General features: G+C 55.3%; 13 protein-coding genes. 4 read left to right on the top strand and 9 right to left on the bottom strand.

Annotated features, from left to right (window positions below; genetic code table 11):
• Positions 1–60: 60 nt before the first annotated feature.
• The 6 genes from OR573_13350 to doeA form a co-directional block, all read right to left on the bottom strand.
• Entirely contained in the window at positions 61–1,104 is a 1,044-nt protein-coding gene (locus tag OR573_13350; protein XGA79472.1) for a C45 family autoproteolytic acyltransferase/hydrolase, read from the bottom strand.
• Entirely contained in the window at positions 1,101–2,573 is a 1,473-nt protein-coding gene (locus OR573_13355) for a biotin carboxylase (protein XGA79473.1), read from the bottom strand. Before OR573_13355 ends, OR573_13350 begins: the two co-directional genes overlap by 4 nt.
• A gap of 248 nt (positions 2,574–2,821) precedes the next feature.
• Positions 2,822–3,691 (bottom strand): carbon-nitrogen hydrolase family protein, encoded by an 870-nt coding sequence (locus tag OR573_13360; GenBank protein ID XGA79474.1) that lies wholly within the window; start codon positions 3,689–3,691, stop codon positions 2,822–2,824.
• 177 nt (positions 3,692–3,868) lie between these two features.
• On the bottom strand, positions 3,869–4,345 hold the full coding sequence (locus OR573_13365; GenBank protein ID XGA79475.1) for an Lrp/AsnC family transcriptional regulator: 477 nt from the start codon (positions 4,343–4,345) through the stop codon (positions 3,869–3,871).
• A 33-nt stretch (positions 4,346–4,378) separates the two neighbouring features.
• Positions 4,379–5,395 (bottom strand): N(2)-acetyl-L-2,4-diaminobutanoate deacetylase DoeB, encoded by a 1,017-nt coding sequence (gene doeB, locus OR573_13370; protein ID XGA79476.1) that lies wholly within the window; start codon positions 5,393–5,395, stop codon positions 4,379–4,381.
• Positions 5,396–5,437: 42 nt separating this feature from the next.
• Positions 5,438–6,640, bottom strand: a complete 1,203-nt coding sequence (gene doeA, locus OR573_13375; GenBank protein XGA79477.1) for an ectoine hydrolase DoeA — start codon at positions 6,638–6,640, stop codon at positions 5,438–5,440.
• A 221-nt stretch (positions 6,641–6,861) separates the two neighbouring features.
• Here doeA and OR573_13380 point away from each other — a divergent pair, with 221 nt between their 5' ends.
• The 3 genes from OR573_13380 to OR573_13390 all read left to right on the top strand — a co-directional run bounded on the left by OR573_13380 (position 6,862) and on the right by OR573_13390 (position 9,586).
• Positions 6,862–7,788, top strand: coding sequence for a glyoxylate/hydroxypyruvate reductase A (locus OR573_13380; protein ID XGA79478.1), 927 nt, complete (start codon positions 6,862–6,864; stop codon positions 7,786–7,788).
• A 229-nt stretch (positions 7,789–8,017) separates the two neighbouring features.
• Positions 8,018–8,650: a hypothetical protein gene (locus tag OR573_13385; protein ID XGA79479.1), complete on the top strand. Its 633-nt coding sequence runs from the start codon at positions 8,018–8,020 to the stop codon at positions 8,648–8,650.
• Between the two features lie 3 nt (positions 8,651–8,653).
• Positions 8,654–9,586 carry a LysO family transporter gene (locus OR573_13390; protein ID XGA79480.1) on the top strand — a complete coding sequence of 311 codons (933 nt, stop codon included), beginning with the start codon at positions 8,654–8,656 and terminating at the stop codon, positions 9,584–9,586.
• 144 nt (positions 9,587–9,730) lie between these two features.
• Here OR573_13390 and bioB read toward each other — a convergent pair whose 3' ends face one another.
• From bioB to OR573_13405, 3 genes are all read right to left on the bottom strand, one after another.
• Positions 9,731–10,807 carry a biotin synthase BioB gene (gene bioB / locus OR573_13395; GenBank protein XGA79481.1) on the bottom strand — a complete coding sequence of 359 codons (1,077 nt, stop codon included), beginning with the start codon at positions 10,805–10,807 and terminating at the stop codon, positions 9,731–9,733.
• Positions 10,808–10,933: 126 nt separating this feature from the next.
• Entirely contained in the window at positions 10,934–11,959 is a 1,026-nt protein-coding gene (locus OR573_13400; protein ID XGA79482.1) for a CNNM domain-containing protein, read from the bottom strand.
• A gap of 135 nt (positions 11,960–12,094) precedes the next feature.
• On the bottom strand, positions 12,095–12,376 hold the full coding sequence (locus tag OR573_13405; protein XGA81749.1) for a HigA family addiction module antitoxin: 282 nt from the start codon (positions 12,374–12,376) through the stop codon (positions 12,095–12,097).
• A gap of 117 nt (positions 12,377–12,493) precedes the next feature.
• On the opposite strand from OR573_13405, the gene OR573_13410 reads away from it, so the two are divergent.
• Complete coding sequence (locus OR573_13410; protein ID XGA79483.1) at positions 12,494–13,795, top strand: IS1380 family transposase; 1,302 nt, start codon at positions 12,494–12,496, stop codon at positions 13,793–13,795.
• The last annotated feature ends 197 nt before the right edge of the window (positions 13,796–13,992 follow it).

The following is a 13,992-nucleotide window of genomic DNA, read 5'->3' on the forward strand; positions in this document are numbered from 1 at the left end:
GAAAGAAACACGGGTTGCGGCTACGCTGCCTTTCACTCAGCTATCCGATCCGCTATTGAGTCAACCATATAGGCCACGAGATGCGTAATGTACGGTGAACTGCTCTTCAGGAAAGCTATCGAAACCCAGGCTCAACACCTTGCCAGGCCAACGAAATTCGGTTTTCCCTTCGTTGGGACGGTAGACAGACGTGTATACCGTACCCAGGCCCCGCCGATAATCATGGCGAAACAGCGGAGGCGCTGAAAAGGCCGCAATCAGGCGCTCATCCGTGGTGGCGTCATCATCCACCAGAATGGATAACTGACGTTCGCGGATCAGGGTTTCCGAGGCCAGTGCATGGGCATACCATTCAATCTTCTTCTGATGATTGGTGGCCACGGCGACCCGTTTGATGCTGGCGGGCCGATCCGGCGCGATCATGGCAGTCACGTAGCGTCCAGCGGCATCGGCTACCGTGATGTTATAGGCCATATGGGTCGGCACCCTTTTCAGTACAGCCGCCGCTTCGGGTACAGTGGCGCAGAACTCCAGGATGTAGCGCAGAATAATCGGAGCGCCAAAACCCTCTCCCACTACCTTGCGCCCACCAAAGGCCAGTGACACGGCAAGCCCCGCATCATTCATGCCATCCAGTACGCCCCACAGGCAATCCGACATGGCAATCACCTGACGCTGGTTCCAGCGGGTGTAGAGAATAGTGCCTTCGCATAGTTCTGGCGGGTAATCGTAATTACGTGCCAGCACGGTTGACTGTGGGCTTGCCAGCACCGCCTGAGAGCAACCGGTGATGTACGGCGGTGGCCGATACAGGCTTAACAGCCGCGATGAAAGATCGCCGCCCCCGGCCAGCTCGCACAGGGTATTGTAGGTTCCTAGCAGCTCTGGCATATGGTGACGCAAAGCGTTATAACACTCCAGGTAAGAGGGGCGCTCACGCTCGCCTTCAGTCAGGTACCAAGGCCGATATGCCGGCCAGTGATACTCGAACAGCGACTGCCATTTTGGCCCTGCGGTTGGCTCGTGTACGGTGCGAAACGTCAATGCCTTGTTCAGTTCGCCATCCAGCGCTGGGCCTGCAGCATGATGTCCATCAGTAATCACAGGATTTTGAAGTTGCCACCGCCGATAGCATGGCTGACGGCAACTTCCTCCACCACGGGGTCTTGCAGTGCTTGCCCGGTGTATTGTTGACGAATACCGTCTATCCAGGCTTTGGCCCGGTCATTGAGCTGGAAGTCATCATCCATCAGGCGGCCGCGGGTAATCAGGATACCCAGATCAGCGCCTTCGTAGCGGAAGTCACCCGCCCCACTGATGCGCAGGAAGAAGGCTTCGTTTTCATTTTCTGCCGCATGCGGATGGTAGCTGTAATGGTCGTAGCTGATATCGCCTCCTTCATGCATGCGCCAGACGCCGGTTTGCGGCGCCTGGGTCAGCAGGTCAACGCTTTCATCAGTATGCTTGATCACCAGCTGGCTCCAGCTATCGACACTTTCAGGGTGCGCCCAGCGCTCGTTGATGTCGTCGATATCCAGGTCGAAGTCGACCTCGGAAAATTCCAGCAGATGGAACAGGAAGAGCGGAATATCCGAGTGGGCAAAAGCCGCCACATTGGTCAGCGAGCTTGCCCCTGTCACGCGCGGGTTAAGCTCACCCAGATAGACATCGTTGGTGTCCATATCGATCAGGAAATCGAGTTCGAAGTAACCCCGGTAGCCTTCTTCGCGCAGGGCTTCACCAAACTTGAAGGTATATTCACGTGCCAGGTCGCGCACTTCCTGACTGAAGGCACCCGCAAACATCTCGTTACCGCACCAGCCACCCTTGTAAGGCGTCAGGGTCTTGAAACCCACCAGCTCAGTCATCAGCGGGCCCACCACGGTGCCACAGCGTGTCGCGCAGGCTTCTATCGCGGAGCCGCGACAGTTGATGCGCTTCATGATCTTGACTTCAGGCTCCGCCTCAATCTCTTCGGCGTGCTTGTAGTAGTCTTCTTCATTGGCGATAAAGAAGGTGGTGTGGCCAGAGTCACCAAAGGCTGTCTGTACCACAAGGTCAGTACCCAACTCCTGGCTGGCTTCTACCAGTTCCTGGTAGCTGCCGACCTTGGCCAGCACGTTGGGCACACTGGGCACGCCGGCTTTATTGCCGATACGTACTGTTTCAATCTTGTTATCCATGCGCGTACGCAGCTCGGCTGGGGGGAAAGCGACCCGTAGCCCCAGCTGCTTGCAGATTTCTTCGGTATGCTCGTCAAACATCAGAAACGAGGCCACACCGGCATTTTCGCCATCCGCGCGGGATTGAATGAAATCAATCACTTCCTTGTGCTCAAGCAGATAGTTATTAATATCTTCAATACTTTCGAAATCGCGGGGAAACTTCTGCTTGGGGACAAAGACGTTACGCTGTTTGCCTTCAAAGCAGTCAATGTAGTTGATATGGCGGAAAGCACCGACCCAGTCGCCAATCCCCAAAAGGTTGAAGTTGGTGGCAGAAATAAAGTAGATGGGTTCTTTGTTGTTACGAAAATGACGACGAACATCAGCAATGGACGTAATCTTGTTCATTGTTATGGCTCCTTGTTTGACAGCTGCTTCAGGTCGCACTGGGTCAGTGCCGACCAGGCGTTCTGTTATATAGCGCGCCAGTTGCCTGAACCTGGCGGTTAGTCTGGCGCTGAATGAGTATTGCCTATCTCGATCGGTCAAATCCGAACACCCCCGGCATCTTCCTTTCAGTCATTTTAGACGATGTCTTCAAGGAAGATGCCCTCTTGGTCATCAGCTCTTGGCAATTAGCTGTTAGCCATTACTTTTCAGAACACTTCCTGGTCAGTGCGTACCGGCTTGGCCAATGGCCCCAAAGTATCCAGGAAGGGCGAAGAACCGTTTTCGCTGCGGTATAGCGAGAAATCCACGTCACGGTCGCGAAAGCTCTTGAGCGGCTGCCCCAGGCCATGCAGGCCATTTTCACGTTCACGGCGCACACGGTTAAGATCAATTTCAATCGGGATGACTTCGTCTCCAATCCCCGCCTGATGAATCACATCCCCCGATGGCCCTACGACAATCGAACGCCCATTGCCCAGCGCGCCAGCGCCGTTGATATCAAAGAAGTAGCACTGATTGATGGCCGCATTGGTGCGCGCGATGGAAAGCTCGATATCCCGGTCGATGGTATCGGTCATGGTCGGATGCAGAATGACTTCAGCGCCCATCGCTGCCAGAGTACGCGTCGTCTCGGGGAACCACATGTCATAGCAGATAGAGACACCAAAACGACCCACTGTCGGCACATCAAACACCACAAATTCAGTGCCACCTTCAATACCTGCTTCATAAGGCCGGAAAGGGAACATCTTGCGGTAGCGGGTCACCACTTCTCCCTGCGGGTTAATCACCACCAGGGTGTTATAAACATGCTCGCCAATCTGCTCGAACATCGAACCGGGGATCAACCAGATGCGATGCTGGGCGGCCAGCTGGCAGAACACTGCCTCGGTGTCGCTGGGCAACACCTGGGCATTAAGCGGCGAGGCGCCCATGGGCATCAGCTCACTAAACATGACCATCTGAACTTTCGGAAAGCGGTTCATCAGGGCATCAACGCGATGACGCATGGCGTCGGTATTGTCGCCGTGGTGCAGGGCATGCATTTGAACACCGGCAATGGTGAAATAAGACATTAGCTTCTCTCTGCGTCAGGCGATCTGACTGTTTTAGCCTGGCTGAATGAAAGAAATGATGGCATTCGCCAGGCAGGTGATGAATGGATCTAACTTCATGTTAAGCCAATCAAGCGCTGAATTGGCGTTGACCAGATCACTGGCCTAATGATTAATTTCTATTTACATAAGTAAATATCACACAATATCTTTTGGATCGATCTCCAGTTCACAGCGTTTGACGGATTTGGTCACAATGTAGGTGAAATAGCGTTCTATGCCCGCGTCAGACACCAGCCACTGATCGATCAGACGCTGATAGCCATCAATGGTGCGGGTTTCAAATTTCACCAGGTAATCCACGCCACCGCCTACAGCAACGCATTCCGTCACTTCCGGGGTCTGCATTACCAGAGCTTCAAAGCAGGCAAAGCTGGCAGCATCGTGCTTTTTAAGCTCGATCTGCACCCAAACCGGGTTACGTGGCACCAGTATATGGGTGTTGATGCGGGCGCTGTACCCCTGGATAACGCCGGCTTTTTCCAGCCGTTTTACCCTTTCCCAGCAGGGGCTGACCGAAAGATTGATCGCCTCGGCCAGCTTGGATTTGGTGATCCTCCCATCATGCGAGAGGATTTCCAGAATTTTCAGATCATAGCGGTCAATTTTCATCATGACAGGTCTTTGCCACCCAAGGTATTTGTCGCCTCAGGCGTCAAGGGTCTCCACCACGTCGGCAATCACGGCCAGCGTATCGCCCATATTGATCAGCGCCGGGGCACGTCGCGCCATCAGCACACCATCACGCTCGGCATAATAGGTGACCGGTGCGCTGCCGCTGCGGGTCATGTCGTACACATGAGCAATCGGCTGGCCCTTGGTCACGCTATCACCCAGCGCCACCATCAGTTCCAGCACGCCGCTATGCTGGCTTTGCACGTAGCAGCTGGCATCCGGCATATCCAGGTACTGCTGGCCACCTGAGGGCATTTCCACCTCACCCTGAATCAAGCCGTAATGGATCAGGAAGTTACGCACACCGCGTTCGGTAATCGCCATGCTTTCCGGCGTGGAAGTGCCGCCGCCACCTAGTTCAGTGGCGACAAACACCTTGCCTTGGCGCTCACAGGCGGTATCAAAGAGCTTTTCCGCATCCAGCTCGAACATCACCATGGCATAGGGCGCACCAAAGGCCTTGGCACCTTCCAGCGCGGCTTGCTGCTGGTCTTTGTCATCCAGCACGTGAGAAGCGCCAAAGGGCAGGATATCCAGCGTGCGACCACCGGAGTGCAGATCCAGCACTACGTCACTCATCGGTACCAGAACGCGGGTAAAGTAATCGGCAATCTGCTCGGTAACGCCGCCGTTGGGGCCACCGGGAAAGCTGCGGTTGAGGTTGCCCCCATCCAGCCCTGAGGTGCGCTTGCCGGCCATTACCGCCGGGGTGTTCATACAGGGCACAATAATCACCCGTCCAGATACATCTTCCGGCTGCAGAGAAGAGGACAGCTTCAGCAGAGATGTAATGCCTTCGTATTCATCGCCGTGATTACCCCCGGTTAACAGGGCCGTCGGGCCTTCACCATTCTTGACCACGGTGACCGGGATCATCACCGCGCCCCAGGCGGATTCATCGGTAGAAATCGGCAACTTCAGAAAACCGTGCTGGATGCCTTCGGCATCAAAATCCACGGTGGCAGAAATCGGGCTGGGCCGCATGCTCATGGTATTTCCTTGTTCACTAATAGAATGTTCACTGATAGAAATTTATTTAACGAACAGCTGACGCGGAAAATCCGCCAGCGTTTCACAGCCGTCTTCGGTAATCAGGATGCTTTCGGTAATTTCCAGCCCCCAGTCGTCTACCCAAAGCCCGGGCATGAAGTGGAAAGTCATGCCTGGCTTGAGCTCGTTTTCATCTGAAGGGCGCAAACTCATGGTACGCTCACCCCAGTCCGGCGGGTAGGAAATCCCGATCGGGTAACCACAGCGGGCGCCGCCGCGGTCAAAGCCGTATTTATCCATCGCCGAACCCAGGGCCATGGCGATATCTGCCGTGCGGTTGCCAGGCTTGGCCACGGCCAGGCCGTTTTCGATGCCTTCCAGCAGCGCCGATTCAGCGCGCAAAAAGTCTTTAGGGGGCGTACCCAGGAAAACCGTCCGCGACATGGGCGCATGGTAGCGCTTGTAGACACCGGCAATCTCGAAGAAGGTGCCTTCACCTTCACGAAATGGCGTGTCATCCCAGGTCAGGTGAGGAGCAGCCGCATCCTTGCCGGTGGGCAGCATGGGCACGATAGCCGGATAATCGCCGCCAAACACCTTGCCGTTGTCATCAATATAGCCTTCGATACCCACCCGGTAGATCTCGGAAACCAGCTTGCTTTTTGGCAAGCCCGGCTCAATCATTTCTAGAATGCGCGAATGCATGCCTTCAACAATCTTGGCCGCACAGCGCATATAGGCAATCTCCTGAGGAGATTTGATTGCCCGGCACCAGTTGACCAGACTATTGGCATCCATAAAGCGCGCATGAGGCAATTCACGCAGCAGGCTCAGGTAGGCCTTGGCGGAAAAGTAATAGTTATCCATTTCCATCCCGACCACCCCTTTATGCCAGCCGCGGTCCGGCATGATGGACTGGGCAAGATACTCCATCGGGTGCATGTCGGGATTCTGAACATAGTGATCCGGGTAGTAGGTTATATTCTCCGGATCAATCCAGCAGGTGCGCAGCGCGCCATTCGCATCCATGCGGCGGCCGTACCAGACCGGCTCGCCTTCAAGACCTACGAGCACACACTGATGCACATAAAAGGACCAGCCGTCATAGCCGGTCAACCAGGCCATATTGGAAGGGTCACTGACAATCAGAACGTCAATGCCACGGCTCGCCATTTCAGCGCGCACCTTCCAAAGCCGATTAGCGTACTCTTCACGTGTGAAGGGCAGGGAAACCTGAGTCGTCATCGGGCAACTCGTTATCAAAGGGATCACCAAGAACCGAAAAAGCGACTCTCGTCGCTTTTTCGGACCACCGGATCGACCTGGCCACCCCCGCAGTAGGCCCGCCAATGTCGTCTTAAGGCGATACTAGCACCCTACCTTGGTTGCGGGTCAAAGCCTTTATGACAAAAAAACCATTAACCTCAGAAACCGAAACCATCGTTAACACAAAAAGCGGAGGCAGCATGAAAATAGTGATACATATCGAAGACGCTCAACGCTGGCAAAGCGCCCTCGCCAACGCTTTCCCTGACGCTCAGGTCATCACCAGTGATGCCCCATTCGAAGAGCGCATCAACGCTGATTATCTGGCGGCCTGGAAGCCTTCAGAATCACTGTTGCGCGAGCAGACCCAGCTCAAGGCGATCATCAACCTCGGCGCCGGTGTCGACTATCTGCTGCATACCCCTGGCCTGCCCAGTGATGTCCCTATCGTTAAACTGCGCGATGCGGGCATGGGTGAGCTAATGGCCGATTACGTGCGCTATGGCGTGCTGCATTTTCAGCGCAGCTTTGACCGCTACCTTGCCCAGCAGCCCAAGGCCCACTGGCTGACCCATGAAGTGCCTGACAAGGCCGAATGGTCAGTCGGCATTCTGGGCCTGGGCGCTATCGGTACCCATGTGGCCCAGGCGCTCAGTCGCGATAATTTTCCGGTACTTGGCTGGAGCCGCTCACCCAAACAGATTGACGGTGTCAGCTGCTATCACGGTGAACAAGGCCTGGCCGATGTATTGCGCCAGTCGCAAACCCTGGTGACACTGCTGCCGGATACAACGGCCACCCGTGGGCTGATCAACGCCGAGTGTCTGGCGCTGCTGCCTGATGGCGCCAGCCTGATCAACCCCGGGCGCGGCACCCTGCTTGACCATGACGCCCTGCTGAACGCCCTGAGCGACAACGGCCATCTACGCGGCGCCCTGCTTGATGTGTTTCCGGAAGAGCCGCTGCCTGAACAGAGCCCCCTCTGGCAGCACCCCAGAATGATCATCACCCCACATATGTCAGCCCCTACCCCGTTGAATGAGGCCATCGATCAGGTGATCGACACCCTGCGCGCCTTTGAGGCGGGAGAAAAGGTCGCCACCATCAACCGCCAGGAAGGCTACTGATGATACGTTTTTTTAAATACGCGTTTTAAAAACACTTTTTTATTAGCAGTTGATCAGGAACCGAATGCCACCTGACAGGTTCACAACAGGATGCACGCTTCCTTCAGAGACACGCCGCTTCATGATAACTCTTAAAAATCCAACGTTATCGATATCACAACCCAAATCCTGGCTGAAAGCCCTGACCGCCAGTGCTGCGCTCCTGATACTGCCGGTTGGCGGCTTGGCCATGGCTGACAACACCGCTACGCAGGGTGATCTTCAGCCATTGGCCCCCTTTGAAGCTCAATATCGCCTGGAAGTGAGCGGCTGGCCAGGTGCCACCATTACTCATCAGCTGAGCGAGGAAAGCCAGCACTGGCTCAGCGACATGCGCTTTTCCATCACCATTGCACGTGGCCAGGAACGCAGTCGCTTTACTGCCGATGAAGCCAACACCCACTCCTTGATGTATGACAGCAGTTATTCAGTCCTCGGTATCGGTGACAGCTACCGGCTCAGGTCGAGCGATATTGTGACCCAGGATCGCCAGACCGCGATCATCGACCTGGCCAGACGCGCAGGCAGCGCCCACTGCTCGTCAGTGGCGCCCTGTGACATGTATTTTGTGGATCATCGCGGCCGTGAAGAGCATTTCCAGTACTACCTGGCTGATATTCAGCGTCTCAAGGTGCCCGCTGGCGAATTTGAAACCCACTCTGTGGTACTGTTCGATAGCGAAAAACCCGATCGCCAACTGCGTATCAGCTTCCATGCCGATTACCCGGGCCTGATCCTCGAGGCGCTTTACCAGAAAGACGGCAAGCGCAATACCCATATCACCCTCACCCGGCTGAATTCACTGGGTGATATTACAGACTGATTTATGCTCTCCGGACTCGTTATCGTTTTATTGCCGCTGCTGCTCGGTTATCTGGTGCCCGTGCGCCAGTCAAGCTGGCAGGCGGTTATCAATCATGCCGTCAATGGCTCGGTGTACGTCATCCTGCTGCTCATGGGCATCAGCCTTGCCGGGCTTGAAAACCTGGCCTCCCAGCTTTCAACCCTGGGTAGCAAGGCGCTTTTACTGTTTACCCTGACCACTTTATTTAATCTGGTGGCGTTGTGGTGGCTATCAAAGCACCTCAAGCTCAAAGCAGGCACCTCGCCAGTCGTCAAAGACGCCCCCACCAGCAAACTGGCCGCCATGCAGGGTTCGCTGTTGCTGGTGGCGGTGGTGGCTGCTGGCGTCATTATCGGCCTGCTATTGGGGCCGGCCGTTGGCGACATCTTGTTTGATACCGCTGACCGCCTGGCGGAATGGGTGCTGTATGCACTGCTGGCACTGATTGGCTGTCAGCTGCGCAACTCCGGCATGCCGCTGCGCCAGATCCTGCTGAACCGCATGGGGCTTGGCATCGCGGTAACGCTGGGGGCCAGCTCACTATTGGCGGGGCTGGCGGCGGCACCGCTGCTGAGTTTACCGTGGAACGAAGGCCTGGCCATGGCCGCGGGTTTTGGTTGGTATTCGCTCTCGGCGATCCTGATTGGCGATCAGCTTGGCCCCTTGATGGGTGGCGTGGCGTTTTTCAACGACCTGACCCGTGAGCTGCTGGCCTTTATCCTGATTCCGCTGGTGATTCATCGCTACACCGCCATGGCGATTGGCTATGGCGGCGCGACCTCCATGGATTTCACCCTGCCGGTCATCCAGCAGCATGGCGGCGTGGCCTGCGTACCGGTCGCCGTGGTCAGCGGCTTTATTCTGTCGCTGCTGTCGCCACCGCTGATTCTGTTCTTTTTATCGTTATCGGGGTGAATGTCTAAATTAAAATCGTCGGTGCTGTGTTTATTGATTGAATTCAGGACTCAAGTTTGCCGCCTGAGAGGCTGGAGTTTTTGTAGTTTTCTATCTGTTGCTGGTGGCGCTCCAGCCCTTCCAGCGCCAAACGGACGCCAAATATCAGCGACTGGCCTCAACCGCCAGTGTAGCGGCTCGCTTTACCAGAGCGCCTTGCTGAGCTTGTTGGGTGAGTCGTTCGGTATGAGCTGCGTCATCTTCACAGGTATCGCGGCGCTCCGGGTGCAGGCCCAGTTTTGCAAATAGCGCGCGGTCGCGGTCGGCTTGGGGGTTGCCGGTAGTCAGGAGTTTATCGCCGTAGAAGATCGAGTTGGCCCCGGCCAGGAAGGCCAGCGCTTGCGTTGATTCACTCATCTGCTCGCGGCCAGCGGAAAGGCGTACGTGGCTTTGCGGCATCATGATGCGTGCCACCGCGATGGCGCGAATAAATTCAAGGGGGTCCAGGTCTTCAACGTTTTCCAGCGGTGTGCCCGGCACTTTCACCAGCATATTGATCGGCACGGATTCCGGATGCGGTGACAGCTTCGCCAACTGCTGTAGCAAGGCGCTGCGGTCCTGGGCACTTTCCCCCATGCCGAGAATACCGCCGGAGCATACTTTCATGCCCGCTTCGCGCACAGTGGCCAGGGTATCCAGGCGGTCGCTGAAGGTACGTGTGGTGATGATTTCGCCGTAAAAGTCGGGAGAAGTATCCAGGTTATGGTTGTAATAATCCAGCCCCGCCGCCGCCAAGCGGCTAGCCTGATCACCGTTGACCATGCCCAGTGTCATGCAGGTTTCCAGCCCCAGTGCTTTCACCTGACGCACCATCTCTTCGACCAGGAGTAAGTCCTTATCCCGGGGGCTGCGCCAGGCGGCACCCATACAGAAACGGCTGGCACCGGCTTCCTTGGCCGCCTTGGCCTGAGCCACGACTTTTTCTATTTCCAGCAGCTTTTCTTTTTCGAGCTGGGTGTTGTAGTGGCCGGACTGGGGGCAGTATTTGCAGTCTTCCGGACAGGCCCCGGTCTTGATCGATAGCAAGGTAGACACTTGCACCGCGTTGGCATCAAAGTGCGCGCGATGCACTTGCTGCGCCTTGAACAGCAGATCGTTAAAGGGTAGCGCAAATAGCGCTCTGATCTCGTCCAGCGACCAGTCATGGCGCGGAGCAGTGTTATTGAAAGCAGCGTCGGTCACAAGTAAACCTTTTTAATTTTAAAAGTTAACCAACTCTAGCGATGGAGCGTCAGCAGTGTCAACTTTCTAAAAATTTAAGGCTTACTAAAAATGGACGTACTGCCCAAAAGATTCTCACCTGCCCTGCTATTCATCCCCTCGGGCATGCTTGATGCGCTTGAGCCACTGCTGCTTGGCATAGCTGCGCAGGTTATCCACATGGTCGGTTTCATCGACGATATCTTGGCCAAGAATGGTCTCGATAATATCTTCCAGCGTAATCAGGCCGACAAAAGTACCGTGCTCATCATAGATAACCCGCATATGCAGGCGGTCACGCAGCATGGCGGTGAACACCTGCTCGACGTTATGGGAAACGTCTACACTGGCAATCGGATGCATCAGCACCTTCATGATCTGGTCATCCTCGGCCTGATACATATCCGCTTTGTGGACATAGCCAAAGGCCTGCTCACCGTTATCCATCACTGGAAAACGGGTGAACGGCGACTTGCCATAGGTTGCATCAAACTCGGCTACCGTCATGTGCGGCGGCACGGTTTCACACACGGTACGTGGGGTCATCGCCTTGCTGACCGGGATATCATGCAGGTTGAGCATATTGGTAATGGTGCGCGACTCATCAGCGTCCAACACCTTCTCTTCGAGCCCGACCCGGGCCAGCACCTTGATTTCATCGCGCAGATCAACGTCATGCTCGGACTTTCCCAGCCGACGAGTGATCTGTTCTGACATCCAGATAAATGGCAATAGCATTACAATCATCGGCTTGAGTATCTTGGGCAGCCAGGGCGCCAGGCCGCGCCAATAGGTGGCACCAATGGTTTTGGGGATAATTTCCGACAGAATCAGAATCAGCAGAGTCATCACCGCCGAAACAATCCCGATGGATGCCTCACCAAACACCACCGCCGCCTGGGCACCTACTGCTGTGGCGCCCACCGTGTGGGCGATGGTATTCAGGGTAAGAATCGCCGCCAGCGGACGGTCGATGTTGGCTTTCAGCTCGACCAAGGCGGCATGCAAACGAGGCTGCTCTTCCTTGAGTTTGGCAATGTAGCTGGGGGTAATCGATAGCAGCGCTGCCTCAAGAATCGAACACAGGAAGGAAAAGCCAATCGACAGGGTGGCGGTCAATACAAGCAGGAACATAAGCGTCCATGAGTGAAGGATGAAGGAAAGCGTCTGAAGTGTTTATAGGGCCAGGCAGCGGCAAAATCAATTGTTCAACCACATGTTTCAAGCACTTTTTATTCGATTTACATTATGCATTGAGAAAGGATTCTCTTACGCCAACCTGGCAAAAGGCTCAATAATTGGCTGAGCACGATGCTCTGCCTGCCACAGGTCGTAATCGCTTTGTGCTGCCAGCCAGGTGCGCGCTCGACCAATACCGGCGCGTTCAAGGCGAACCGCCAGATCAGGGCTAATCGGCGCGTGACCATGAAGTATCCGTGACAGCGTTTCACGTGCAAGCCCCAGTCGCCGAGCCATTTCCGTGACACTAACACCCAGTTCAGGAAGTACATCTTCACGAAGCGTTTCACCAGGATGCGGGGGATTGTACATAGGTGTCATAACAAACCTCCTAGCCCGAATTTCTCATAGGGTATAAAAGAAAGCGGCTGAAAATGTTAAAGTTTCAGGACCTTACACCAAAAACCAACATCAACAGCCGCTTCCAAAATGGTACCTGAAAAACTGACCTTCTCGCCACTCTCACGCCGCCAGATTGAAGCCGATTTCTCCGGTGGCCACATTACCTCCGATGCTGGGTTGCTTCTGCTTCGTGAAATCGACAAACAACATCGCCTGACGCGCCGTTTGGCATCGGTACTGCATGATCCTCGGGCACCGGAGCAGATTCGCCACAAACTCGACACCCTGGTTCGTCAGCGGGTGTTCGGTGTCGCCGCTGGCTACGAAGATTTTAACGACCATGAAGCCCTGCGCTATGATCAGGCCCTTCAGACGGCACTGGATGAAAATGAGGTGCTGGCGGGCAAGTCAACGCTGTCCCGGATAGAGCAGAACGCTGATCGACAAGCGATAGTGAAGGCCCATGAGCTACTCTGGCATCACTTCATCGAGCAGCATGACGAACCACCCAAAGAGATTGTGCTGGACTTTGATGGCACTGATATTCCCGTGCATGGCGACCAACCCGGCAAGTTCTTTAACCGCTATTACAATCACCATTGCTACTTCCCACTGTATGTCTTCTGTGGCCACCATCTGCTGGTGAGCTATCTGCGCACCAGTGACCGCAGCGACAGCCGCCACAGCTGGGCCATCCTCGCCCTACTTGTCCGCTTTATCCGTCAATACTGGCCCGACACCCGCATTGTATTACGCGGCGATAGCCATTTTTGTCGCCCCCGGATGCTGAACTGGTGCGATCGGCATCACGTCGACTACATCGTGGGTATTGGCAAGAACAGTCGGCTGCTCAAGGAAGTGGACGTTCCCATGATGCTGGTACGCAAGACCCAGTGGCAGGTAGGAGGGAAAGTGGCAGAGACGTTCCGCTTCCAATATCAAGCGCACTCTTGGAAGTACCCGCGCTGGGTGGTGGCCCGCCTGGAAGAAGGCGAGCTTGGCTCCAATCCCCGGTTTATCGTCAGTTCCCGTTACGACGATGGCTTCAAGCTTTACTACGAGCAGTACTGTGCTCGGGGCGACATGGAGAACCGAATCAAGGATCAACAACTGAGCTTGTTTGCTGACCGCACGTCCAGCACGCACTGGTGGGCTAATCAATGGCGGCTGATCTTATCAGGCTTTGCCTATACGCTGTTCGAGCGGTTACGGGCTTACCTGAAGAACACGCCCTTCGCACGCATGAGCCCAAGTAGCCTCAGGCTCAAACTCATCAAGGTGGGCGCGGTTATCATCCGCAATACGCGCCGAGTCCGAGTACTCATGAGTGACAGCTATCCCTATAAAACGGCGCTATCCGATCTCGTCAGACAGTTGGTGCCGAACTGAATGCTCGGGCGCCCCCGGCCCGATGCAATGGGGGGAAGGGGGAAGTGTGCCTGAATGACGGAAAATGGTTAAAAAGTAGGCTATTTAAGCCGTGCCAATAGGTGTTTAGCGGCACGACATCCTGAGTGCGGTGCTGGCTGAGGTGCTATGAGAAATCCGGGCTAGTGGTAATCCAGATAATCAACCAGCTCTATATC

Source organism: Halomonas sp. CH40 (assembly GCA_041875495.1).
GTDB lineage: Bacteria > Pseudomonadota > Gammaproteobacteria > Pseudomonadales > Halomonadaceae > Vreelandella.

What these genes read in the sequence shown, in the direction of transcription:
- OR573_13365 (XGA79475.1), bottom strand. Translation starts at nt 4,345, where the DNA reads ATGATGAAAATTGACCGCTATGATCTGAAAATTCTGGAAATCCTCTCG.
- OR573_13410 (XGA79483.1), top strand. Translation starts at nt 12,494, where the DNA reads ATGGTACCTGAAAAACTGACCTTCTCGCCACTCTCACGCCGCCAGATT.
- doeA (XGA79477.1), bottom strand. Translation starts at nt 6,640, where the DNA reads ATGACGACTCAGGTTTCCCTGCCCTTCACACGTGAAGAGTACGCTAAT.
- OR573_13390 (XGA79480.1), top strand. Translation starts at nt 8,654, where the DNA reads ATGCTCTCCGGACTCGTTATCGTTTTATTGCCGCTGCTGCTCGGTTAT.
- OR573_13405 (XGA81749.1), bottom strand. Translation starts at nt 12,376, where the DNA reads ATGTACAATCCCCCGCATCCTGGTGAAACGCTTCGTGAAGATGTACTT.
- OR573_13355 (XGA79473.1), bottom strand. Translation starts at nt 2,573, where the DNA reads ATGAACAAGATTACGTCCATTGCTGATGTTCGTCGTCATTTTCGTAAC.
- OR573_13360 (XGA79474.1), bottom strand. Translation starts at nt 3,691, where the DNA reads ATGTCTTATTTCACCATTGCCGGTGTTCAAATGCATGCCCTGCACCAC.
- OR573_13400 (XGA79482.1), bottom strand. Translation starts at nt 11,959, where the DNA reads ATGTTCCTGCTTGTATTGACCGCCACCCTGTCGATTGGCTTTTCCTTC.
- OR573_13380 (XGA79478.1), top strand. Translation starts at nt 6,862, where the DNA reads ATGAAAATAGTGATACATATCGAAGACGCTCAACGCTGGCAAAGCGCC.
- OR573_13385 (XGA79479.1), top strand. Translation starts at nt 8,018, where the DNA reads ATGGCTGACAACACCGCTACGCAGGGTGATCTTCAGCCATTGGCCCCC.
- doeB (XGA79476.1), bottom strand. Translation starts at nt 5,395, where the DNA reads ATGAGCATGCGGCCCAGCCCGATTTCTGCCACCGTGGATTTTGATGCC.